22 protein-coding genes are annotated in these 22,458 nt (G+C 53.1%); 8 read left to right on the forward strand and 14 right to left on the reverse strand.

Features of this window, described 5'->3' with window-relative positions; all coding sequences use genetic code 11:
• Nucleotides 1–140: 140 nt before the first annotated feature.
• Genes O1723_RS13065 through pabC form a run of 5 tightly spaced genes read right to left on the reverse strand, consistent with a single transcriptional unit; the run spans nucleotide 141 to nucleotide 4,411 of the window.
• Complete coding sequence (locus O1723_RS13065) at nucleotides 141–935, reverse strand: metal-dependent hydrolase (protein WP_023332705.1); 795 nt, start codon at nucleotides 933–935, stop codon at nucleotides 141–143.
• Nucleotides 936–945: 10 nt separating this feature from the next.
• Nucleotides 946–1,950, reverse strand: coding sequence for a DNA polymerase III subunit delta' (holB, locus tag O1723_RS13070; protein WP_014883389.1), 1,005 nt, complete (start codon nucleotides 1,948–1,950; stop codon nucleotides 946–948).
• Complete coding sequence (gene tmk, locus O1723_RS13075) at nucleotides 1,947–2,588, reverse strand: dTMP kinase (RefSeq protein WP_014883388.1); 642 nt, start codon at nucleotides 2,586–2,588, stop codon at nucleotides 1,947–1,949. Before tmk ends, holB begins: the two co-directional genes overlap by 4 nt.
• A complete protein-coding gene (yceG, locus tag O1723_RS13080; RefSeq protein WP_023332704.1) occupies nucleotides 2,578–3,600 on the reverse strand; it encodes a cell division protein YceG in 1,023 nt (340 codons plus the stop codon). Before yceG ends, tmk begins: the two co-directional genes overlap by 11 nt.
• A 1-nt stretch (nucleotide 3,601) precedes the next feature.
• Nucleotides 3,602–4,411 (reverse strand): aminodeoxychorismate lyase, encoded by an 810-nt coding sequence (pabC, locus tag O1723_RS13085; RefSeq protein ID WP_023332703.1) that lies wholly within the window; start codon nucleotides 4,409–4,411, stop codon nucleotides 3,602–3,604.
• 392 nt (nucleotides 4,412–4,803) lie between these two features.
• On the opposite strand from pabC, the gene O1723_RS13090 reads away from it, so the two are divergent.
• The 6 genes from O1723_RS13090 (at nucleotide 4,804) to O1723_RS13115 (ending at nucleotide 10,739) form a co-directional block, all read left to right on the forward strand.
• Entirely contained in the window at nucleotides 4,804–5,343 is a 540-nt protein-coding gene (locus O1723_RS13090; RefSeq protein WP_014883385.1) for a fimbrial protein, read from the forward strand.
• Nucleotides 5,344–5,421: 78 nt separating this feature from the next.
• Nucleotides 5,422–6,093: a fimbrial biogenesis chaperone gene (locus tag O1723_RS13095; protein ID WP_014883384.1), complete on the forward strand. Its 672-nt coding sequence runs from the start codon at nucleotides 5,422–5,424 to the stop codon at nucleotides 6,091–6,093.
• A gap of 38 nt (nucleotides 6,094–6,131) precedes the next feature.
• Nucleotides 6,132–8,675 (forward strand): fimbria/pilus outer membrane usher protein, encoded by a 2,544-nt coding sequence (locus tag O1723_RS13100; RefSeq protein ID WP_023337091.1) that lies wholly within the window; start codon nucleotides 6,132–6,134, stop codon nucleotides 8,673–8,675.
• Nucleotides 8,666–9,667, forward strand: coding sequence for a fimbrial protein (locus O1723_RS13105; protein ID WP_023338248.1), 1,002 nt, complete (start codon nucleotides 8,666–8,668; stop codon nucleotides 9,665–9,667). The genes O1723_RS13100 and O1723_RS13105 overlap by 10 nt, the downstream gene beginning before the upstream one ends.
• 16 nt (nucleotides 9,668–9,683) lie before the next feature.
• Entirely contained in the window at nucleotides 9,684–10,211 is a 528-nt protein-coding gene (locus tag O1723_RS13110) for a fimbrial protein (RefSeq protein ID WP_023332699.1), read from the forward strand.
• A 6-nt stretch (nucleotides 10,212–10,217) separates the two neighbouring features.
• Nucleotides 10,218–10,739 carry a fimbrial protein gene (locus O1723_RS13115; RefSeq protein ID WP_032636988.1) on the forward strand — a complete coding sequence of 174 codons (522 nt, stop codon included), beginning with the start codon at nucleotides 10,218–10,220 and terminating at the stop codon, nucleotides 10,737–10,739.
• A 62-nt stretch (nucleotides 10,740–10,801) separates the two neighbouring features.
• Here the strand turns inward: O1723_RS13115 and fabF are convergent, their stop codons facing one another.
• The 8 genes from fabF to yceD form a co-directional block, all read right to left on the reverse strand.
• On the reverse strand, nucleotides 10,802–12,043 hold the full coding sequence (gene fabF, locus O1723_RS13120; protein ID WP_014883379.1) for a beta-ketoacyl-ACP synthase II: 1,242 nt from the start codon (nucleotides 12,041–12,043) through the stop codon (nucleotides 10,802–10,804).
• Between the two features lie 91 nt (nucleotides 12,044–12,134).
• Nucleotides 12,135–12,371 (reverse strand): acyl carrier protein, encoded by a 237-nt coding sequence (gene acpP, locus O1723_RS13125; RefSeq protein ID WP_003857954.1) that lies wholly within the window; start codon nucleotides 12,369–12,371, stop codon nucleotides 12,135–12,137.
• A 154-nt stretch (nucleotides 12,372–12,525) separates the two neighbouring features.
• On the reverse strand, nucleotides 12,526–13,260 hold the full coding sequence (gene fabG, locus O1723_RS13130; protein ID WP_008500795.1) for a 3-oxoacyl-ACP reductase FabG: 735 nt from the start codon (nucleotides 13,258–13,260) through the stop codon (nucleotides 12,526–12,528).
• Between the two features lie 12 nt (nucleotides 13,261–13,272).
• Nucleotides 13,273–14,202: an ACP S-malonyltransferase gene (gene fabD / locus O1723_RS13135; protein WP_014883378.1), complete on the reverse strand. Its 930-nt coding sequence runs from the start codon at nucleotides 14,200–14,202 to the stop codon at nucleotides 13,273–13,275.
• 15 nt (nucleotides 14,203–14,217) lie between these two features.
• Nucleotides 14,218–15,171, reverse strand: a complete 954-nt coding sequence (locus O1723_RS13140; RefSeq protein ID WP_014883377.1) for a beta-ketoacyl-ACP synthase III — start codon at nucleotides 15,169–15,171, stop codon at nucleotides 14,218–14,220.
• A 6-nt stretch (nucleotides 15,172–15,177) separates the two neighbouring features.
• The gene (gene plsX / locus O1723_RS13145) at nucleotides 15,178–16,212 is read right to left on the reverse strand and encodes a phosphate acyltransferase PlsX (RefSeq protein WP_014883376.1); all 1,035 of its coding nucleotides are present in this window, start codon (nucleotides 16,210–16,212) and stop codon (nucleotides 15,178–15,180) included.
• An 80-nt stretch (nucleotides 16,213–16,292) separates the two neighbouring features.
• Entirely contained in the window at nucleotides 16,293–16,466 is a 174-nt protein-coding gene (rpmF, locus tag O1723_RS13150) for a 50S ribosomal protein L32 (protein WP_003857964.1), read from the reverse strand.
• 16 nt (nucleotides 16,467–16,482) lie between these two features.
• Entirely contained in the window at nucleotides 16,483–17,004 is a 522-nt protein-coding gene (gene yceD / locus O1723_RS13155; RefSeq protein ID WP_014883375.1) for a 23S rRNA accumulation protein YceD, read from the reverse strand.
• 140 nt (nucleotides 17,005–17,144) lie between these two features.
• On the opposite strand from yceD, the gene O1723_RS13160 reads away from it, so the two are divergent.
• Nucleotides 17,145–17,729 (forward strand): Maf family protein, encoded by a 585-nt coding sequence (locus O1723_RS13160; protein WP_023332694.1) that lies wholly within the window; start codon nucleotides 17,145–17,147, stop codon nucleotides 17,727–17,729.
• Between the two features lie 79 nt (nucleotides 17,730–17,808).
• Here the strand turns inward: O1723_RS13160 and rluC are convergent, their stop codons facing one another.
• Entirely contained in the window at nucleotides 17,809–18,756 is a 948-nt protein-coding gene (gene rluC, locus O1723_RS13165; RefSeq protein WP_014883373.1) for a 23S rRNA pseudouridine(955/2504/2580) synthase RluC, read from the reverse strand.
• A 572-nt stretch (nucleotides 18,757–19,328) separates the two neighbouring features.
• Here rluC and rne point away from each other — a divergent pair.
• Nucleotides 19,329–22,445, forward strand: coding sequence for a ribonuclease E (gene rne / locus O1723_RS13170; protein WP_014883372.1), 3,117 nt, complete (start codon nucleotides 19,329–19,331; stop codon nucleotides 22,443–22,445).
• The last annotated feature ends 13 nt before the right edge of the window (nucleotides 22,446–22,458 follow it).

The raw sequence follows: 22,458 nt of genomic DNA on the forward strand, positions 1-22,458 counted from the left end.
GCTTAAGACGGACGAAAAACTTGCAGTTATTTACAAAAAGCATGTCTGGATGTGTCTAAATACATCCTCACCGCCCCAAATGAGGCGGTGAACTTTACTCGTTTTGTTTATTAATTACGAGCCTAAAAAAAACAGGTGTATCAGACAGATTGCAGGCGGGCGGGGTCGATATGGAAAAGCGCAGAGAAGTTTTCCGTCGTGACGCGGGCCAGCTCTTCGATGCTGACGCCTTTAAGCACGGCCATGTATTCCGCAACGTCTCGCGTCATGGCTGGCTGGTTCTCTTTCCCGCGATGCGGTACCGGTGCCAGATACGGAGAGTCTGTTTCTACCAGAATGCGGTCGAGCGGAACATAACGCGCAGCATCACGCAGCTGCTCTGCATTACGGAACGTCACGATCCCGGAAAACGAAATATAAAACCCTAGATCAAGCAGTTTACCCGCCGTTTCTCTGTCTTCTGTGAAACAGTGTAGTACGCCACCGCAATCCGTCACCTTTTCTTCCTGGAGGATCGCCAGCGTATCGGCGCGTGCATCACGGGTATGCACGATGACCGGTTTGTTCAGCTCGCGGCCAATGCGGATATGGTTGCGGAAGGATTCCTGCTGGCGCGGTTTCGTTTCCGGCGTGTAAAAATAGTCCAGCCCGGTTTCACCCATCGCCACGACGCCCTCTTCCGCAGCCAGTCGGCGTAACTCATCAACATCGTACGCTTCATCCTGGTTCAGCGGATGCACGCCGCAGGAGAACACCACGTTATCGCGAACGCCCACCAGCTCACGCATGGCGCGGTACCCCGGCAACGTCGTCGCCACGGCAAGACAAAATTTCACATCGCGGGCAGCGGCTTTTGCCAGCACGTCATCCACGTCATTGTGAAGGGATTGATAATCCAGGCCATCAAGATGGCAGTGTGAGTCGACTAAAAACATAATGTCTCTCTCAGAGATGGGAAACAGGCGGCGTAACGCCTGGTTGCAGGTAATGTTCAATACGCAGTAACTGGTCGGTCAGTAACAGCTCGCGATTAAGACCCGTTACGGTTAAAAGCTGTTCCCGGCTTTCGCAGATATCATGAAGGATAGCGTGCAAGGACGTTCCTGAAAGGCGGCTCGCCAGCAGGTTCACCAGTGGCCACGCGTCCGGGTTTGTCAGTAGCGTTGCCCGCTGCTGGAGCTTTAGCGCATCCAAAAGTAAGGACGCCAGCCAGTGCAAACGCTCAACGGCCCGATCGCTATTCAGTGCAGGCAGCAAGCTCAACCAGTCCTGGCTGTTGAGCGAAGCCTCGACAGCCTTACAGAGCGTTTCTCGCTGCGACCAGACGTCGGGTTGCAGTAATGCCAGCGCCGCTGCGGGCGCGCCGCTGCTCAGGCGAAGCGCAGAGAGCGCACTTTCCTGTGACGTTGTCACCTCGCGTTCTAACCAGCTCAATGACCATGATTCCTGGGGCACCGCAAGGTGATGAAGACGACAGCGGCTGCGCAACGTTGCCAGCAATCGGCCCGGATCGCGGCATGAGAGGAAGAACCATGTTTTCTCCGGCGGCTCTTCCAGCGTTTTGAGCAGCGCGTTAGCCGCCGCCTCGGTCAGTAATGCAGCGTCGTTGAGCCAGACGACTTTCGCCCCGCCCAGTCGCGCATGTTCGTACAGTTTTTCACTAACTTCACGCACGGCATCAATACCGAGCGCGCTTTTGCCCTTCTCAGGCGCCAGCGTGTAATAGTCAGGATGCGTGCCCGCCTGCATCAGCTGGCAGCCACGGCATTTCCCGCAGCTTTTGTGCCCTTCAGGCTGCTGGCACATCAGAAAACGGGTAATGGCGTAAATTAGCGCATCATCCCCCATCCCCGGCAATGCCTGAATCAGTAACGCATGATGCCCCCGACCGGCCTGATAGCTGTTGATCAGCTGTTCAAAGTGCGGGCGCAACCATGGATACCATTTCATGCCTGCTGCTCCTGTAGCCACTGCGTAACGGTCTGCTGGATGTCTTGCGTGACGTCTTCCAGCGATTGCGTCGCATCGATGGTACGAATTGAGCTGTCCTGCGCGGCCAGCTCAAGATAGCGTGCGCGGGTGCGGTTAAAGAAATCAAAGGACTCTTGTTCAATGCGATCCAGCTCGCCGCGCGCGCGGGCGCGTTTGAGGCCCACTTCCGGAGTGACATCCAGATAGAGCGTCAGGTCCGGGCGAAAATCACCCAGTACGGCATTACGCAGCGTTGCCAGCATTGTCTGGTCAATACCGCGTCCCCCGCCCTGATACGCCTGAGTGGACAGATCGTGACGGTCGCCGATCACCCACTTGCCATCGGCCAGAGCGGGTTTAATCACCGTCTCAACCAGCTGGACGCGGGCCGCATAGAACATCAGCACTTCGGCTTTGTCAGTGATAACTTCGTCACCAACAGATTTGATATCCAGCACCAGGCTGCGCAGTTTCTCAGCCAGCTGAGTGCCGCCTGGCTCTCGGGTGAAGACCATGTCAGTGACGCCAAGCGCGTTCAGCGTTTCCACCACTACGTCGCGAGCGGTGGTTTTCCCCGCGCCTTCGAGTCCCTCAATGACAATGTATTTACTGCGCATTTTTTTCCTTAAGTGCCTTCAGATAGTCCTGAACAGAGCGATTATGACTGACAAGGTTGGTGTTAAAGGTGTGCCCCCCTTTTCCGTCAGCCACAAAATAGAGATACGGTGTTTTGGCCGGATGCGCGGCGGCTTTAAGCGACGCCTCGCTCGGCGTTGCAATCGGGCCCGGCGGCAGGCCGTTAATGACGTAGGTATTATACGCCGTTGGCGTCTCGAGATCTTTCCTCGAAATCTTTCCGCTGTAGCGCTCGCCCATGCCGTAAATAACGGTAGGGTCGGTTTGCAGACGCATGCCAATGCGAAGACGGTTGATAAATACCGACGCGACCCGATCGCGCTCGGCAGCAACGGCAGTCTCTTTCTCGATGATCGAAGCCATGGTCACGAACTGGTTTTGATCTTTATAGGGCAGCCCTTCCATACGCCCTTCCCAGGCGGAATCGACTGCCGCGACCATCTTTTTGTGCGCCCGTTTAAGAATCGCGACATCCGTCGTGCCCGCGGTGTACATCCAGGTGTCCGGCCAGAACCAGCCTTCCACCCACTCAGGATGCTCAAATTTCAGCACCCCGGCGACCGTCTCGTAACGATCATCTTTCAGAGTGTGCTTGATATAGGGCGCATCACGCAGCTGTTTCAGGTAATCGCTCAGTCGCATCCCTTCGACAAAACGCAGCGGGAACTGCGCTTCTTTGCCACTTTCCAGCAGCTGCAGCATCTCCCTGACGGTCATGCCGGGCGTAAAACGATAGGTACCGGCCTTGAAGTGAGACAGTTCCGGCTCGATACGCAGTAACCACTGGAACACGCGCGGGCGGTTGATGATTTTATCGCTGTAAAGCTGTTCGCCCAGCGCCATCCGCCCGGTACCGGCTTTAAGGGTAAAAATCGTCTCGTCTTTAATGAGGATCTTACTGTCCGCCAGCTGGAAAACTTTCCATACACCGACGCCGGCGGCAGCGCCGAGGACAACCAACAGTAACAGAACAAGGCGTAACAGTTTCATCATGCTAATCGGACGACTCACAAATTGGGGCTAAATAGTGGTAAAGTTCGCGCGCGGGCCACTCTCGCTCTGCGTAGCGCTGTACGGGGACAACCGGCATTAGCGCGTTACAGATAAGCACTTCATCAGCCTGCGCGAGCGCCGTTAGCGGCGCATTCACTTCGACAACGCGATACGCGGTCAGTGCCAGTTGGGCGATAATAAACTGCCGCATAATGCCGTTTACGCCCGCCTGATCGAGGCGTGGGGTAAAGACATCCTGCCCACAGCGCCAGAACAGATTTGCGGCACAGCATTCCGTAAGCCACCCATCGCTGTCAAGGACAAGGGCTTCATCGGCATCCGTCTGCTCAAGATGAGAACGAATCAACACCTGCTCAAGGCGGTTGAGGTGCTTCATTCCTGCAAGATAAGGGTTGCGACCCAAGGGGATCGGGCTGAGAGCAAGCGTTACGCCGGTTTCTTTCCAGCGTGCGTAATGCGTTGGGTATTCAGAAACGCTCAGGATGCGCACCGGTTGCTGACAGCCTGCGGGGCTATAGCCGCGACCGCCAGCTCCACGCGTGATAACAACCTTTAACACGCCGTCACCCTTTTTTTGCGCCATATCCCGCATTTCCGCAGCAAGGGTTTCCCATGCATCAAACGGGATAGCCAACCTTGTGCAGGCCGTCTGCAAACGTGTCAGATGGTGGCTGAAAAGTGAAACAACGCCGCCGCTAATTCGAGCAGTGGTAAAACAACCATCCCCAAACTGAACGCTACGATCGTTCACATCTAACTTTTTTTGTAACTCACCATTAATTAGATACATTCACCCTCCATATAAATACCTGACTAGGGTGGCAGGTGAAAGAGGATATCGCAAGTCTGTTATCTTCGAATAAATGTAAAAAAGCACAGGAAGGTTGGGCGCGTCTACGCCTGTATACATGAGAGAAATGCTATTCATCTATTAATGAATAAATGAAATATTATTCACGGAGAGGATTATTAAAGTTAAATTAAAAACACTCATTAGATATAGTTTATAGTTCATATTTTAGCACATAGATATAATCCCCCATGTGAATACCCAAGTGCGCAAGATGGTTTTAAAAACACAAGACAATGTTTCTTGCTGAAAACTATCGAGCATCATCACATCGTGTGCCATGAGTACTCACCTGTGTTTTATATCAATCACACTCTTCAAGGACATTATCAATGAAAGGAAAAGTAGCGGCTGTTGCCTTAATCACTACACTCGGAATGGTTTCTGCCGCGCAGGCCGATGATGGACAGGTAAATTTCACCGGTAATATCATCGAGCAAGGTTGTAAAATTGACACCACAATGACCGCACCGCAGACCGTCAAGTTAGGTGATATCGCTAAAACTGCTCTGCCAGAGGCTGGTTCCGTTGCCGCGAATACTCGCTTTACTCTGAAACTGTCTGAGTGCCCGGCAGACCTGAAAGGCAAAGCTGTTGTTGTGAAATACACCGGCAAACCAGACGCCACTAATAATGACTATCTGGAAGTCACCGGCGCAGGCACCACTGGCGTTGCCAAAGGCGTTGCTATTCAGTTGCTGAACGGCGACGGCACCGCGTTACCGCTGGCAACCGCATCTAAAGCAGCGACCATCGATGCGACTGCTGGCACCGCTACCATGAATTTCAGCGCACAGTATATCGCAACTGCCGCTACCGTTGAGGCGGGTTCCGCTAACGGTACCGCTAACTTTACGCTGGCATACAATTAATCATCGCGCGATAAATTTCCGCCTTTGGCTATAAGCAATGCCGGGGCTTCCCGGCATTGCTATTTTGAGGTTAACCAGATGAAATTAGTGAATTCATTAATCGCCGCTGCATTTGTTTTTTCAATGGCAACAGCGCAAGCGGGTGTTATTATTGGAGGCACTCGCATTATATACCATGCAGACAAAAAAGAATCTTCCCTGGACGTCAAAAACCCAGACCCATACTCCTATTTAATTCAGTCATGGGTTGATAAAGATGAAAACGACACCAGTAAAACACCGTTTATCGTCACGCCGCCCCTGTTCCGCTTAGCTGGCAATGAAGAAAACAAACTGCGTATTATTAATACGGGCGGGAATCTGCCACAGGATCGTGAGTCACTGTTCTGGATGAACATTAAAACCATTCCGGCAACAGAAAAGTTAGACAACGTAAATACCCTACAGATTGCGATTAAGACACGTATCAAACTCATTTATCGCCCCGCATCGCTTACTGAGATGCCGGAAAAGTTTGCCAGCAAGCTTAGCTGGAAACGCAGCGATCAACAGCTTACGGTCAGTAACCCAACCCCCTATTACATGAACTTCAGCGAAGTCAAAGTCGGTGCCAGTACGGTTACGGATGCGACATACGTTGCGCCCATGTCCAGCGCGACCTTCAGTCTTCCGGCAAATGCCAAAGGCAATATTCGCTGGAAAATTATCAGTGACTTCGGCGCAGCTGGCGCGGAACACCAGACGCAGTAATCACTCATTAGATACTCGGACTCCGAAAGGATCACGGAATGATCAGAGCTAAAAAAAATAAGATCTCGCCAACCAGGCTGGCCTGCTTCATCGCATTGCAGTGTACATTCTCGTTGTCGCACCCTGCCTGTGCCCGGGAATATTTTAACCCCGCGCTACTGGGTATTGACGGTCCAGGTAAAGACATTTCTGACCTGAGTGCCTTTGAAGAAGGTGTTGGCCAAATGCCGGGTACTTATCGCGTTGACGTGCTGGTCAATCAGACATTGACTGGCACACATGACATTGAATTTAGCATGCAAAAGGACAGTCACGGCCAGACATCATTGCAACCGTGCATAAGCATGGAGATGCTACGTGACTTTGGCGTCCGAACCGAGCAATTTCCGCAACTGACCGGAGAGAACCATTGCGCAAACCTGGCCGCTATTCCCAACGCTGCTACTCAGTTCGTCTTCAATAAACAGCAACTTTTGTTGAGCATCCCTCAGGCGGCGATGAATAACCAGGCGCGTGGATATGTTGCTCCAGAACGCCTGGATGAAGGCATCAATGCGCTGCTGCTTAATTACAGCTTTACAGGCGGCAACACCCAGGCTCGTCACTCTGATATGACCGATTCAGACAGCTATTACCTGAACCTGCGCCCAGGGCTAAATATCGGCCCATGGCGCGTTCGTAACTACAGCACCTGGTCACGCAATACCAGCGGCGACAATACCCAGAATAACTGGGATTCGGCATATACCTACGCTCAGCGAAATATTATCGCGCTCAAAAGTCAGCTGACACTTGGCGAAAGCAACTCCCCTTCCGATCTGTTTGACAGCGTGCCTTTCCGGGGTGCGCAACTGGCCTCCGATGACGACATGCTGCCTGACAGCCTGCGCGGCTACGCACCGGTGGTTCGCGGAATTGCCCGGACCAACGCCCAGGTCATCATTAAACAAAACGGCTACACCATTTACCAAAGCTATGTGTCGCCGGGGGCATTTGAGATCACTGACATGTATCCCACGGGCAGTAGCGGCGATCTGGACGTGACGATTAAAGAAGCTGACGGCAGCGAACAGCACCAGTTGGTCCCCTTCGCCTCACTGCCGGTTCTACAGCGTGAAGGTCGTTTAAAGTACAGCCTGACCAGCGGTCAGTACCGTCCTTACGACAGCGCCGTCGATAAAACATTCTTTACTCAGGGCTCGGCCATCTACGGCCTGCCAGCAGGATTTACCGCCTACGGCGGCGGACAGCTATCGCAACATTATCAGTCGCTACTTGTGGGGATCGGTAAAAACTTTGGTGGGCTGGGAGCCGTATCCGTCGATGGCACGCAGGCCTGGTCAACCCAACAGGATCAGGAAAAAGCGATCGGCCAGTCAATGCGGGTTCGTTACAGTAAAAACATTCTCGAAACGGGGACCAATATCGCCATTTCGGGTTATCGCTACTCAACTTCAGGCTATTACACCCTGCAGGAAGTACTCGACACCTGGCGGGACAGTAACTGGCAGGACAATACCGAACGCCGGCGTAATCGTGCCGAGATATTGCTTAACCAGAATCTCTGGGAAGGCGCGGGGTCCATCTCGTTGAACGCCATCAGCGAGGATTACTGGAACAGCGACCGAACAATGCGCTCAATCGGCGCGGGTTACAGCAACAGCTGGAACGGCATCACCTGGAGCCTGAACTACAGCTTTAACCGTAACACTACTGATGCCCGCGACAGCGACACCGTTTACAGCGAGGACCACGTGTTCTCAATGAGTATCAGCGTGCCGCTGGATCGCTGGCTCAGCAGCAGTCGCGCCACCTACAACCTCAATACCAGTAAACATGGCAGCACCAGCCATACGGTCGGGCTGAATGGCACCGCGCTGCAAGATCAGAACCTCAACTGGAGCGTGCAGGAAAGCGAGACGAACCACGATGGGGGTAACGGTGGTAGCGCCAGCCTGGACTACCAGGGTACCTATGCCAGAATGAACAGCGCCTACAGTTACGACCACGATCAGCGCCGGGTAAATTATGGTATCAGCGGCGGTGTGGTTGCGCATGCAAATGGCATTACGCTGAGTCAGGAATTAGGTGAGACCGTCGCTCTGGTTGAAGCGCCGGGAGCAAGCGGTGTTGATATCACTAACCAGACGGGCGTCAGCACCGATTTCCGCGGCTATACCGTTGTGCCGTTTATCAGCCCATACCGTGAAAACACGCTGTCGCTGAATACCGAACAACTGCCGGATGATGCCGACGTTGAGCTTTCTGCGAAAACGGTTACGCCAACCCGAGGGGCTATTGTCCGGGCACATTTTGACACACGTGTGGGTAAACGCGTTTTGATGACGTTAACCCGTCGTGACGGGCGCCCTGTTCCGTTTGGTGCAATCGTGACTGACGACAAGAACGCAAAAACCACCTCGATTGTCGGTGATGGTGGACAGGTTTATCTGGCTGGTATGTCACTTCAGGGAAGTGCAACCGTTAAATGGGGTGCAAATAAGCAGTGTCATACCCGCTGGCAATTACCAGAGAGCACATCATCAAGCGCAATTGTAGAGGTCAACGCATCATGTCGTTAAATAAAATGCTTAAAAAATGGCTAACCCCTGTTATTTTTATTCCATGTGGTCTGTCAGGCATAAATTGCGCCTACGCAAATTATATTGAAGTTCAATCTTTCCATGTCATGCACCATGGATTTTCTACATTATCTATACCGAATGTCGTGGGCGGCACGACAGACTGGTATGATAATGATTCCATTTATACCGAGACTATCCCCGGCGAAGGAAAAAACTCCTATATTGATTTGTCTGTTAACGGACAATTACTTGCCGACAATGTGACCTGGGCAACAAGCAATCCAGGTATTGGTATTCAATATCAGGTCCATGTTTCATCTGTACCGGGATATTCACCGCAAGATAATCCCACAGCTCCCAATTACCGCATCAATCTGCCAATTGTCGATGGTAGCGCGCGTGACGGTTACTACCATGTATGGTATCGCCTGGTCAGATTAAGTGAAAAAATACCAGCAGGTACTATTATTTCTGTCCCCGACGTAACCATGAACGTACATAACCCTGATGGTGATGGTGTTGCGTTAGATTCGGGCCTGATTCTGTCCGGCGTAGTCAGTCAGCCAATTATAACTGCCTGTACTATTAACGCACCAAAGGAAATAAAATTATCCCCACTGTATGGCGCAAGCCTGGCAAGTGGCGCATCAAACATTACCGACGTACCCAAAGTTGAGTTGAAAAACTGCCCTGGCGCGATTAATGGGATCACCTATAACTTATTCGCGGTATACGGCGCACACAATGCCAATAATGGGGTATTAAATACGGTCACTGGCGATGGTTACGCCAGCAATGTCTATATTCAGGTACAGAACGCCGATGGTTCTGCACATAAGATCAACAGTGAGATCAATCTGGGCCTTTATGACGGCTCAGGCGATTACACCCTGCCCGATTTTAAGGTCGCTTATTATATTGATGACGCTGCAACCGTTACTGCTGGCAATGTGAAATCGGCCATTGAACTTAAAGTAACCTACAACTAATACATAAGGAATGAAAATGAATATCGCGAATGGAAAAAAAATAGCGATTCTGGCAACGCTCTGCGGAGGTCTGTTTTCTGGCGCGTGTTCAGCCAACTCGGTCAATATTGACATTACAGGCACGGTTGTTGCCTCACCCTGTGTGGTCAATGGAGATAGCCCCTCGCTGGCGGTAAAATTAGGTGACAATATACAGGCTGATAGTCTGGCCACTGCCGGAAGTGCAACAAACTGGACTAACTTTACGCTTGCATTAACAAACTGCCCTGCTTCAACGTCCAGCTTTAGCGTTACTTTTGGCGGTACAGCGGATACCGATACTAACTATTATAAAAATACCGGAACGGCCACTAACCTGAAGCTGGAGTTGACCGACGAAACGACTAACACGGCTTACAAGAGTGGCGCCACGTTGCAAAATGTCGCCATCAGCAGCAGTACGCACGCCTATGATTTGAAAATGCGCGCCCGAGCCGTTTCCAACGGCAACGTGATGCCAGGCACCATTATCGGCCAGGCACAGGCCACCTTTACCTATCAGTAATGCAGGATGGGGATGATGATAGAACGGGTAAAATCTACTCTCGCATGCCTGGTGTTTGCACTTTGTAGCTCCGCGCAAGCAACCACTATCGATCTGAGCGGCACGGTCGTGGCGTCTGCCTGTACCGTGGATGCGGGATCCAAAAATCAGACAGTAAGGTTCGATCAAGCACGAGCGGTAAACTTTAGTCGCGTTGGGGCAACCGGAGAATGGCAGGATTTTTCACTCACGCTTTCATCCTGCCCCAGCTCAACGACACGTGTTAAGGCTACCTTGACCGGCGATTCAGACAGTGACGATCAGACAAAATTTGCTAATAGCAGCGGGGATGCAACAGGCATGGCGATGCAGATCATGACCCGCGATCATCTCACCGAGATCTCACCCGCGGGCTCGATTACCGTCGATGTAGACAGAACAACGCACAATGCGCAGTTTCCTCTCGCGGCCCGCCTCTATACCCCTACGGGAACCGTCACGGCAGGCGAATTTAACACCACCGTCCAGTTCACTTTCACCTATCAGTAACGAAAATGTGAACTAAAAAAAACGGAGCGCTATGCGCTCCGTTTTTTATGGGCAAGAAACCATTACACGCGTTTGAAAATCAGCGAGCCATTGGTACCGCCGAAGCCGAAGGAGTTACACAGGGTGTACTCCATACCGCTAACCTGACGCGCTTCGTGAGGCACGAAGTCCAGATCGCAACCTTCATCCGGGTTATCCAGGTTGATTGTTGGTGGAACCGCCTGATCGCGCAGCGCAAGGATAGAGTAGATTGACTCTACTGCACCCGCCGCACCCAACAGGTGACCGGTCATGGATTTTGTGGAGCTGACCAGTACGCGGCTGGCAGACTCGCCGAAGATAGACTTAACAGCCTGAGCTTCCGCTTTGTCGCCTGCAGGTGTAGAGGTACCGTGCGCGTTAACGTAGCCAATCTGAGCTGGCGTAATGCCCGCATCACGGATCGCGTTTTCCATTGCCAGCGCAGCACCTGCGCCATTCTCCGGAGGAGACGTCATGTGATAAGCATCGCTACTCATACCAAAGCCAACGACTTCAGCATAAATTTTCGCGCCGCGTTTTTTCGCGTGTTCGTACTCTTCCAGCACGAGCATGCCCGCACCGTCACCCAGTACGAAACCGTCACGGTCTTTATCCCACGGACGGCTTGCCGCCTGAGGATTATCGTTACGGGTAGAGAGCGCACGCGCTGCACCAAAACCACCGACACCCAGAGGGGTACTGGCTTTTTCTGCACCACCCGCAACCATAGCATCTGCATCGCCGTACGCAATCATGCGCGCGGCCTGGCCGATGTTATGTACGCCAGACGTACAAGCAGTCGCGATTGAAATGCTTGGACCACGCAGGCCAAACATGATGGTCAGGTGACCCGCCACCATATTAACAATCGTGGACGGAACGAAGAACGGGCTGATTTTACGCGGGCCGCCATTCATCAGGGATGTATGGTTTTCCTCGATCAGGCCAAGACCGCCAATCCCGGAGCCGATAGCGGCACCGATACGGGTTGCGTTCTCTTCCGTAATTTCAAGGCCAGAATCCTGCATGGCCTGAACGCCAGCGACAATTCCATATTGAATGAAGGCATCCATCTTGCGCTGTTCTTTGCGCGAGATGATCTCTTCACAGTTAAAATCCTTTACTAAGCCAGCAAATTTCGTTGCATAGGCGCTAGTATCGAAATGGTCGATTAGGCTGATGCCGCTCTGACCGGCAAGGAGAGCTTTCCAGGTGGACTCTACGGTATTGCCGACAGGAGACAACATGCCAAGTCCGGTCACAACTACACGACGCTTAGACACGTTTGTCCTCCAGGGAGGGATAAAAAAAGAGATTCGTGGGACTAAAAAAGATAAAACTCAGGCGGTCGAATGACCGCCTGGAGATGTTCACTTACGCCTGGTGGCCGTTGATGTAATCAATGGCAGCCTGAACGGTGGTGATCTTCTCAGCTTCTTCGTCCGGAATCTCAGTATCAAACTCTTCTTCCAGAGCCATTACCAGCTCAACGGTGTCAAGAGAATCTGCGCCCAGGTCTTCAACGAAGGAAGCGGAGTTCACAACTTCTTCCTGCTTAACGCCCAGCTGTTCGCCGATAATTTTCTTAACGCGTTCTTCGATAGTGCTCATACTCTTAAATTTCCTATCAAAACTCGCTTTCGCGATGGTTTTCGTAGTGTATAAAATGTTGAAAAATTTGCAACTAAATCCCGGCAGGTCTTACCACGATTTTACGTTATTTTGAGGCCATTTGCCCTAATAACGCAAATATTTTCGATCGTGATTAAACCATGTACATCCCGCCGTTGACGTGGAGGGTTTCACCAGTGATGTAACCCGCTTCGTCAGAGGCTAAAAATGCAACCGCACTGGCGATTTCTTTAGGGTCGCCAAGACGACCCGCCGGAACTGCCGCCAGTGTACCCGCACGCTGCTCATCGGTCAGCGCACGCGTCATGTCCGTTTCAATAAAGCCCGGAGCAACAACGTTTACAGTAATCCCGCGGGACGCGACTTCACGCGCCAGCGACTTACTGAAACCAATCAGACCCGCTTTCGCCGCAGCGTAGTTAGCCTGACCAGCATTTCCCATGGTACCAACCACAGAACCCACAGTGATAATACGACCATGACGCTTTTTCATCATAGCGCGCATTACCGCTTTTGACAGACGGAATACAGATGACAGGTTGGTTTCGATAATATCGTTCCACTCATCATCTTTCATTCGCATCAGAAGGTTGTCGCGAGTGATCCCGGCATTGTTTACCAGAATATCCACTTCGCCAAACTCTGCACGAATATTTTCCAGAACAGATTCGATAGATGCAGGTTCGGTCACATTCAGTACCAGACCTTTACCGTTTGCACCCAGATATTCGCTGATGGCCTGAGCGCCATTCTCGCTGGTTGCTGTACCAATCACTTTCGCGCCGCGCGCAACCAGTGTTTCAGCAATTGCGCGCCCGATACCACGGCTTGCGCCAGTGACCAGGGCAATTTTTCCTTCAAAACTCATGGTATTCCTCTTTTATTGCGAGAGTGCCGCTGACATCGCTTCCGGCTCGTTAATTGCGGACGCTGTCAGGGTGTCAACAATACGTTTTGTCAGACCGGTGAGGACCTTACCTGGGCCGACTTCATACAGTTGCTCAACGCCCTGAGCGGCCATAAACTCAACGGTTTTGGTCCACTGTACCGGGCTGTAGAGCTGGCGAACCAGCGCGTCGCGGATGGCTTCCGGCGCGGTTTCGCATTTCACATCGACGTTGTTCACAACGGAAATCGTCGGTGCGTTAAAGGTGATTTTTTCCAGCTCAACCGCCAGTTTCTCGGCAGCGGGCTTCATCAGTGCACAGTGAGACGGCACGCTCACCGGCAGCGGCAGTGCACGTTTCGCGCCTGCAGCTTTACAGGCAGCACCGGCACGTTCAACCGCTTCTTTATGACCGGCGATAACAACCTGGCCTGGCGAGTTGAAGTTAACCGGAGAAACCACCTGACCTTCAGCAGACTCTTCACACGCTTTTGCAATCGCAGCATCATCCAGGCCGATAATGGCAGACATGCCACCCGTGCCTTCCGGCACCGCTTCCTGCATGAATTTACCGCGCAGTTCTACCAGGCGCACCGCGTCAGCAAACGCGATTACACCGGCGCAGACCAGCGCAGAGTATTCTCCCAGGCTATGACCCGCGAGCAGAGCGGGGGCTTTACCGCCCTGCTGCTGCCAGACGCGCCACAGTGCAACGGAAGCGGTCAGTAATGCTGGCTGGGTCTGCCAGGTTTTGTTCAGCTCTTCGGCCGGACCCTGTTGAGTCAGCGCCCACAGATCATAACCCAGCGCGTCAGAAGCTTCACGAAAAGTCTCTTCAATGACCGGGTAGTTTGCTGCCATTTCAGACAACATCCCAACGGTTTGAGAACCCTGGCCCGGGAACACAAAAGCAAATTGCGTCATTTTTTATTCCTTATCCTAGAAACGAACCAGCGCGGAACCCCAGGTGAACCCGCCACCGAAGGCTTCAAGCAAGACCAACTGGCCCCGTTTGATTCGTCCGTCGCGTACCGCTTCATCAAATGCGCACGGTACTGACGCCGCAGAGGTGTTGCCGTGACGGTCCAGCGTCACCACAACGTTATCCATCGACATGCCTAGCTTTTTAGCGGTCGCGCTGATGATACGCAGGTTCGCCTGATGCGGTACCAGCCAGTCGAGTGCGGTACGTTCAAGGTTGTTCGCTTCCAGCGTCTCATCGACAATGTGCGCAAGCTCAGTCACCGCCACCTTGAACACCTCATTACCCGCCATGGTCAGGTAAATAGAGTTATCCGGATTAACGCGATCGGCGTTAGGCAGCGTTAACAGTTCGCCGTAGCGACCATCGGCATGCAAATGCGTAGAGATGATACCCGGCTCTTCGGACTGCCCCAGCAGCACCGCGCCTGCACCATCACCAAAAATAATGATCGTCCCGCGATCGGTTGGATCGCAGGTACGCGCCAGCACGTCAGCACCGATCACCAGCGCATATTTGACGGAACCCGATTTAACATACTGATCGGCAATGCTCAGCGCATAGGTAAAGCCTGCACACGCGGCGGCAACGTCAAACGCCGGGCAGCCTTTAATACCGAGCATGTTTTGCACCTGGCACGCTGCGCTAGGGAAAGCATGCGTGGCAGACGTCGTAGCGACCACGATCAAGCCAATCTGTTCTTTATCAATGCCCGCCATTTCGATAGCACGCTGTGCGGCTTCGTAACCCATGGTGGACACGGTTTCGTCTGGCGCGGCGATACGACGTTCACGGATACCTGTGCGCGTGACAATCCACTCGTCAGACGTATCTACCATTTTTTCCAGATCGGCGTTGGTACGCACTTGTTTTGGCAGGTAGCTGCCGGTACCTAAAATCTTCGTATACATGTACGCTCAGTCACTTTTAGCTAATACAGATTCCAGGCGAGCGGCAATCCGCTGAGGGACTTGTCGCTGCACCGCCTGCACTGCCTGTTCAATGGCGACAGAAAATGCTCGCTGATTGGCGGCTCCGTGACTCTTAATCACAATGCCGCGCAATCCTAACAGACAGGCGCCATTATACTGGTCGGGGTTGAGGTGACTGAATCGCCGCGTCAGGCTTTTTTGTAACCAACGCTTCAATAAAATCAGCCACCAGGCACTTTTTTTGCCCTCTCCCTGAGATTTCAGCAGAGAAAGGAACATGCGCACGACCCCTTCCATGGTCTTCAACGTGACGTTCCCGGTGAAGCCATCGCACACCAGAACGTCCGTTTTCCCCGTCAGCAACTCATTGGCTTCGAGATAACCAATATAGTTGATGGAGGGAACCTGTTTGAGCATTTCAGCAGCTTCGCGAATGCTGTCCAGGCCTTTGGTCTCTTCTTCCCCAATATTTAATAACGCCACGCGGGGATTCTTAATCCCGACCACGTCTTCTGCCAGCACCGATCCCATCACGGCAAACTGAGCCAGCATGGTACTATCACAATCCACGTTAGCACCGAGATCCAGCACCACCGTTTTGCCCTTTTGTTGATGCGGTAATACCGTCACCAGCGCCGGGCGCTCAATACCCTCAATCGGCTTGAGCAATAATTTCGACAGCCCCATCAGCGCGCCGGTATTTCCCGCACTGACGCAAGCCTGCGCTCGCCCTTCTTTCACCAGTTCCAGCGCGATCCGCATTGAGCTCCCACGGCTGTTGCGAATCGCCTGCGAAGGCCGGGCATCACTGGCAATAACTGACTGCGCAGGAATAATCTGCAGACGTGAACGTTGTTCAAAGTCAGCTTTTGCAAGTAATGGCGTGATTGTGTCGGGATTGCCGACTAAAAGAAGTGTGAGTTGCGAATTAGAATTCAGTGCCTGCAATGCTGCAGGCACTGTCACGGAAGGGCCAAAATCTCCCCCCATGACATCTAACGCCAGGGTTAGACGTGTCAAGGTATCGTCGCAGCCTGGTTCGGTAACTTCCCCGTTTGCACGGGGAAATCCTCACTAAGCCTAATCACGCTGACGCGTGATTACTTAGTGATAACCTTGCGGCCGCGGTAGAAACCGTCAGCGGTGATGTGGTGACGCAGGTGTTTCTCACCAGAAGTCTTGTCTACAGACAGGCTGGTAACTGCAGTCAGCGCGTCATGGGAACGACGCATGCCACGTTTGGAACGGGTTGGTTTATTCTGTTGTACGGCCATGGACCTTACTCCTCAATTACTTACGCTTTAAGCTGGCTAATACGGCAAATGGGTTTGGTTTTTGCGCTTCATCAGGCAATTCCCCAAAGACCATGTCCGCCTCGGACACTTCACAGTGTTCAGAATCATGCACCGGAACCACTGGCAAGGTGAGGATGATTTCATCTTCAACCAGAGCCAGAAGATCGATTTCACCGAATTCGTTAACCTCAATCGGCTCATACGCTTCCGGGAGTGCTTCAGCCTGTTCGTCAGAACGAACCGGACTAAAACAATACGTTGTGTGAACATGCTGTACAAACGGTTTCCCGCAACGCTGACACTCGAGGGTTACCGTCACCTTTGCATCACCGGTTAAAACGGCGAGACGCTGGTTGTCGATAGCGAACGACATGGAGCATTCTACATCACTGTCCACACTGACTACGGATTCGGCAATACGCTCAGCCTGATCGGAAGTATAAATACCTTCGTAATCGAGGCGTTTTTGAGCCGTACGAACCGGATCAAGAGTCAGGGGTAATTTTACCTTTTGCATAGGGCGCGCATATTAACTTTGTAACGTCATAGAGTCAAAGAAAAAGGCAACCAGAGCTGCCTTTTGCCAATTATTCGCACACATTGCGGCCTGTAGTTTAAAATGGCTGGCATCGATACGCTATATCTGGTGATAAAAATATGCCAAATCTCGTCCTTGCTTCCACTTCTCCTTACCGCCGAATGTTGCTGGAAAAGCTTGGGATCCCGTTTGAATGTGCCGCACCGGATGTTGATGAAACGCCACAGCCTGGTGAATCACCACGACATCTGGTGAGCCGTCTCGCTAAGGAGAAGGCGCAGTCGCTCGCCGCGCGCTATCCTTCACACTTGATTATAGGCTCCGATCAGGTTTGTGTGCTGGACGGAGAAATAACAGGTAAACCGCACACTGAAGAGAACGCGTTCAAACAGCTTATGCAGGCGCGTGGCAACATTGTGACCTTTTATACGGGTCTGGCGCTCTATAACTCCGCCTCTGGTCATCTGCAAACGGAGTGTGAGCCTTTTGACGTGCACTTCCGCCATCTCAGCGAGCAGGAGATCATGGATTATGTACGCCGGGAGCGTCCGCTGAACTGTGCGGGAAGTTTTAAAAGTGAAGGATTGGGGATTGCGCTATTCGACAAGCTGGACGGACGCGATCCGAATACGCTGGTGGGGTTACCGTTGATAGCGCTGTGCCAGATGTTGCGCAGAGAAGCGTGTAATCCGCTGACCCTGTGACGTTTGCACAGCGGCGCTTCGCTTGCATGGGCCTACAGGTTTCGTAGGCCGGGTAAGCGCAGCGCCACCCGGCACATAATCAGCCGCGCAAAACCTTCAGGCAGCGTTTCAACTGCTCATCCAGCGGCGCTTCAATACGAATGACTTCCCCGGTATTCGGATGGGTAAACTTCAGCGCAGCCGCATGCAGGAACAGACGAGACAAGCCGGTTCCCGCCAGCTGCTTATCAAATTCGCGATCGCCATAGCGGTCATCAAACGCAATCGGATGGCCCGCAAACTGCGTATGCACGCGAATCTGATGGGTACGCCCCGTCACCGGGCTGCAGCGTACCAGCGTGGCAAACTCATAGCGCTCTTCAACTTTAAAGCGCGTCTCAGACGGTTTCCCTTCCTGGTTTACGCGGACGATGCGCTCACCGCTTTGCAGAATGTTCTTCAGCAACGGCGCCTGCACCACTTTCACATGGGACTGCCACTGACCGCGCACCAGCGCGAGATAATCTTTCTGCATGCCTTTCTCACGCAGTTGCTCATGCAGGGAACGCAGCGCGGAACGCTTTTTCGCCACCAGCAGCACGCCGGAGGTATCACGGTCAAGACGGTGAACCAGCTCGAGGAAACGGGCTTCCGGACGCAGCGCGCGTAACCCTTCAATCACGCCGAAGCTCAGACCGCTACCGCCGTGGACTGCGGTCCCTGACGGCTTGTTCAGCACCAGAATGTGGTCGTCTTCATACAGGATCACATCACTCAGAGCCGCCACTTTCTGTAATTTAGGTGAAACGGTCTCTTCTTCACGCTCGGCAACGCGCACCGGCGGAATGCGCACTTCATCACCCGCCTCGAGTTTGTACTCGGGCTTCACGCGTTTTTTGTTAACCCGCACCTCGCCCTTACGCAGGATGCGGTAAATCATGCTCTTTGGCACCCCTTTCAGTTGGGTACGCAAAAAGTTGTCGATACGTTGCCCCGCGTCATCATCCGCGATAGCAACCATTTTTACGGCTGGAGTCTCTGTTTTCATGGTTGGCGATTCTAAATATCGTCAGCCATTAGCGCCACTCATTTTTCTATGCTTATATTTACTTTTGTCCGGCCTGCACCCCGTTTCACGCAATCGATTTGGTGGTTATTAAACCAATCACCGTTTTGAAGTGAAGAAACTGTGAGTAACCGGGTGATAATTGGTAAAAGTCATCTTGCTATAACCCGGCGAGCAGTGGAATAATGAAGCCGTTTTCCGTGTTAAATCCTGGTTACGTAAGGATGTTGACGGAATGACCAATTTTGCCTGACCGATCATCCACGCAGCAATGGCGTAAGACGTATTGATCTTTCAGGCAGTTAGCGGGCTGCGGGTTGCAGTACTTCCCGGTATAAGGATTGTTCTCTGGAGAGTTCTACCCAGGCAATTCCCCTGATAATTGCGCTGTGTTTCCGTATGAAATACAGGCAACCGACACTCTGCGCCTCTTAAGCGAGCGACAACCGTGAGGTTGGCGACGTGAACAGACACGAGGCCATCGGTTCATACCCCGGAAAGCGTCACCTTGCCCGCAGCTTTGTCGTCAATGTAAGAATAACGAGTAAGTTACGATGAAAAGAATGTTAATCAACGCAACTCAGCAAGAAGAGTTGCGTGTCGCCCTTGTGGATGGGCAGCGCCTGTACGATCTGGATATCGAAAGTCCTGGACACGAACAGAAAAAAGCGAACATTTACAAAGGTAAAATCACCCGCATTGAACCCAGCCTTGAAGCTGCATTTGTTGATTACGGTGCTGAGCGTCATGGTTTCCTCCCTCTGAAAGAAATCGCCCGCGAATATTTCCCTGCCAACTACAACGCCCATGGCCGCCCAAACATCAAAGATGTTCTGCGTGAAGGTCAGGAAGTTATCGTCCAGATTGATAAAGAAGAGCGTGGCAACAAAGGTGCTGCACTGACTACCTTTATTAGCCTGGCAGGGAGCTATCTGGTGCTGATGCCAAACAACCCGCGTGCGGGTGGCATCTCTCGCCGTATCGAAGGTGATGACCGTACCGAGCTGAAAGAAGCGCTGGCAAGCCTTGAGCTGCCGGATGGCATGGGGCTTATCGTGCGTACCGCAGGCGTGGGCAAATCTGCCGAAGCGCTGCAGTGGGACTTAAGCTTCCGTCTGAAGCACTGGGAAGCTATCCAGAAAGCTGCAGAAAGCCGCCCTGCTCCGTTCCTGATCCACCAGGAAAGCAACGTTATCGTGCGTGCCTTCCGTGACTACCTGCGTCAGGACATCGGTGAAATCCTGATCGACAACCCAAAAGTGCTTGAACTGGCTCGCCAGCACATCGCCGCACTGGGTCGTCCGGATTTCACCAGCAAAATCAAACTGTACACCGGTGAAATCCCGCTGTTCAGCCACTATCAGATTGAATCCCAGATTGAGTCCGCCTTCCAGCGTGAAGTGCGTCTGCCTTCCGGCGGTTCTATCGTTATCGATACCACTGAAGCGCTGACCGCTATCGACATCAACTCCGCACGTGCCACACGCGGCGGTGACATCGAAGAGACCGCCTACAACACTAACCTCGAAGCCGCTGATGAAATCGCCCGCCAGCTCCGCCTGCGCGATCTGGGTGGTCTGATTGTTATCGACTTCATCGACATGACCCCTGTACGCCACCAGCGTGCGGTTGAAAACCGTCTGCGCGAAGCGGTGCGTCAGGACAGGGCGCGTATCCAGATTAGCCATATCTCACGCTTTGGCCTGCTGGAGATGTCTCGTCAGCGTCTGAGCCCGTCTCTCGGCGAGTCCAGCCATCACGTTTGTCCGCGCTGCTCCGGCACCGGTACCGTGCGTGATAACGAATCTCTGTCCCTCTCCATTCTGCGTCTGATTGAAGAAGAAGCGCTGAAAGAGAACACCAAAGAGGTTCACGCCATTGTGCCGGTGCCCGTTGCCTCTTACCTGCTTAACGAAAAACGTGCAGCGGTAAGTGCTATCGAAGCACGTCAGGGCGGCGTTCGCTGCATCATCGTGCCAAACGACCAGATGCAGACCCCACACTATCACGTGCTGCGCGTGCGTAAGGGCGAAGAGACGACCACTCTCAGCTACCTGCTGCCGAAGCTGCACGAAGAAGAGATGGCGCTGCCTTCCGATGAGGAACCCGCCGAGCGCAAACTGCCAGAGCAGCCTGCGTTAGCCACTTTTATTATGCCAGAAGCACCGCCAGAAGCGGCCCTGGAAAAACCGGTCACTAAACCTGTCGTGCAGAAACCAGAAGCCGCGGCACCGAAAGCCCAGCCGGCGCAACCGGGTCTGCTGAGCCGCTTCTTCGGCGCGCTGAAAAAGATGTTTGCGGGTGAAGAAGTCCAGCCAGAGCAGCCGAAAGAAGAACCAAAAGCGGCTAAACCTGAGCGTCAGCAGGATCGTCGTAAACGTCAGAACAACCGCCGCGATCGTAATGACCGCAACGACCGTAACGATCGTAACGACCGTCGTGACAACCGTTCAGACAACAGCGAAGGCCGCGAGCAACGCGAAGACAACCGTCGCAACCGTCGCGAGAAACAACAGCAGAACGTTGAAGATCGTGAAATTCGCCAGCAGGCGGGCGATGAGTCTGAGAAGGGCAAACAGCGTGACGACCAGCAGCCACGTCGCGAACGTAGCCGTCGTCGTAACGACGAGAAACGTCAGGCGCAGCAGGAAGTCAAAAATCTGAACCGCGAAGAGCCTGTAGAGCAGCAGGACGGCGAGCAGGAAGAACGTACTCAGGTTATGCCACGTCGTAAGCAGCGCCAGCTGACGCAGAAAGTGCGCATTGGTGCTCCTCAGGCAGAAGAAACTGCAGCTGTAGCGGCTGAAGTACCGGAAGCCGCAACGGGTACGCAGATTGCAAAAGTTGATCTGCCAGCCGTTGTGGAAAATCACGTTGAGCAGGATGAGAATGGGGAAAACCGTGACAACGCAGGCATGCCGCGCCGTTCACGTCGTTCTCCGCGTCATCTGCGCGTCAGCGGCCAGCGTCGTCGTCGTTACCGTGACGAGCGTTACCCGACTCAGTCTCCAATGCCGTTGACCGTCGCGTGCGCGTCACCTGAAATGGCATCCGGCAAAGTCTGGATCCGTTACCCGGTTGCTCGCCCGGAGCAGGCTGTTGAAGAACAGGCTGTGACCGAAGAGGTGATTGCACCTGTCGCCGCGGTTGAAGAGGTCGTGACTGAAGCCGCAACCGTGGTTGAGCCTCAGGCTGTTGAAACAGCAGAACCTCAGGCTGTAGAAGTCGAAACCACGCACCCTGAAGTGATTGCCGCGCCGGTTGAAGCCGCTCCACAGCTGATTGCTGAAGAAGATGTCGTGGTCGCTAAGGACGTCGCTGAAGAGGCTGAACCTGTAGCCGCAGTGGAAGAGACCGCTGAAGCCATCGTCGAAACCACCGCTGAAGACGTTGTTCAGGACGTTGAGATTCAGGTTGAACCGGTTGTCGAAGACGTGAAAGCGCCTGAAGTGGAGCCAGAGCCGGTTAAGATTGTCGCCGCGCCTGCGCCAGTTCACGTTGCAACAGCGCCGATGACACGTGCTCCGGCACCGGATTATGTGCCTGAAGCACCGCGTCACAGCGACTGGGTTCGCCCGGAATTCAACTTCGAAGGTAAAGGTGCAGCCGGTGGTCACAGTGCTACGCACAAGGCTACTGCACCAGCCACCCGTCCGCAGTCTGTTGAATAACGGACGCTGGCGC

The sequence above is a fragment of the Enterobacter cloacae complex sp. HYC080_NIDB genome (assembly GCF_056673325.1).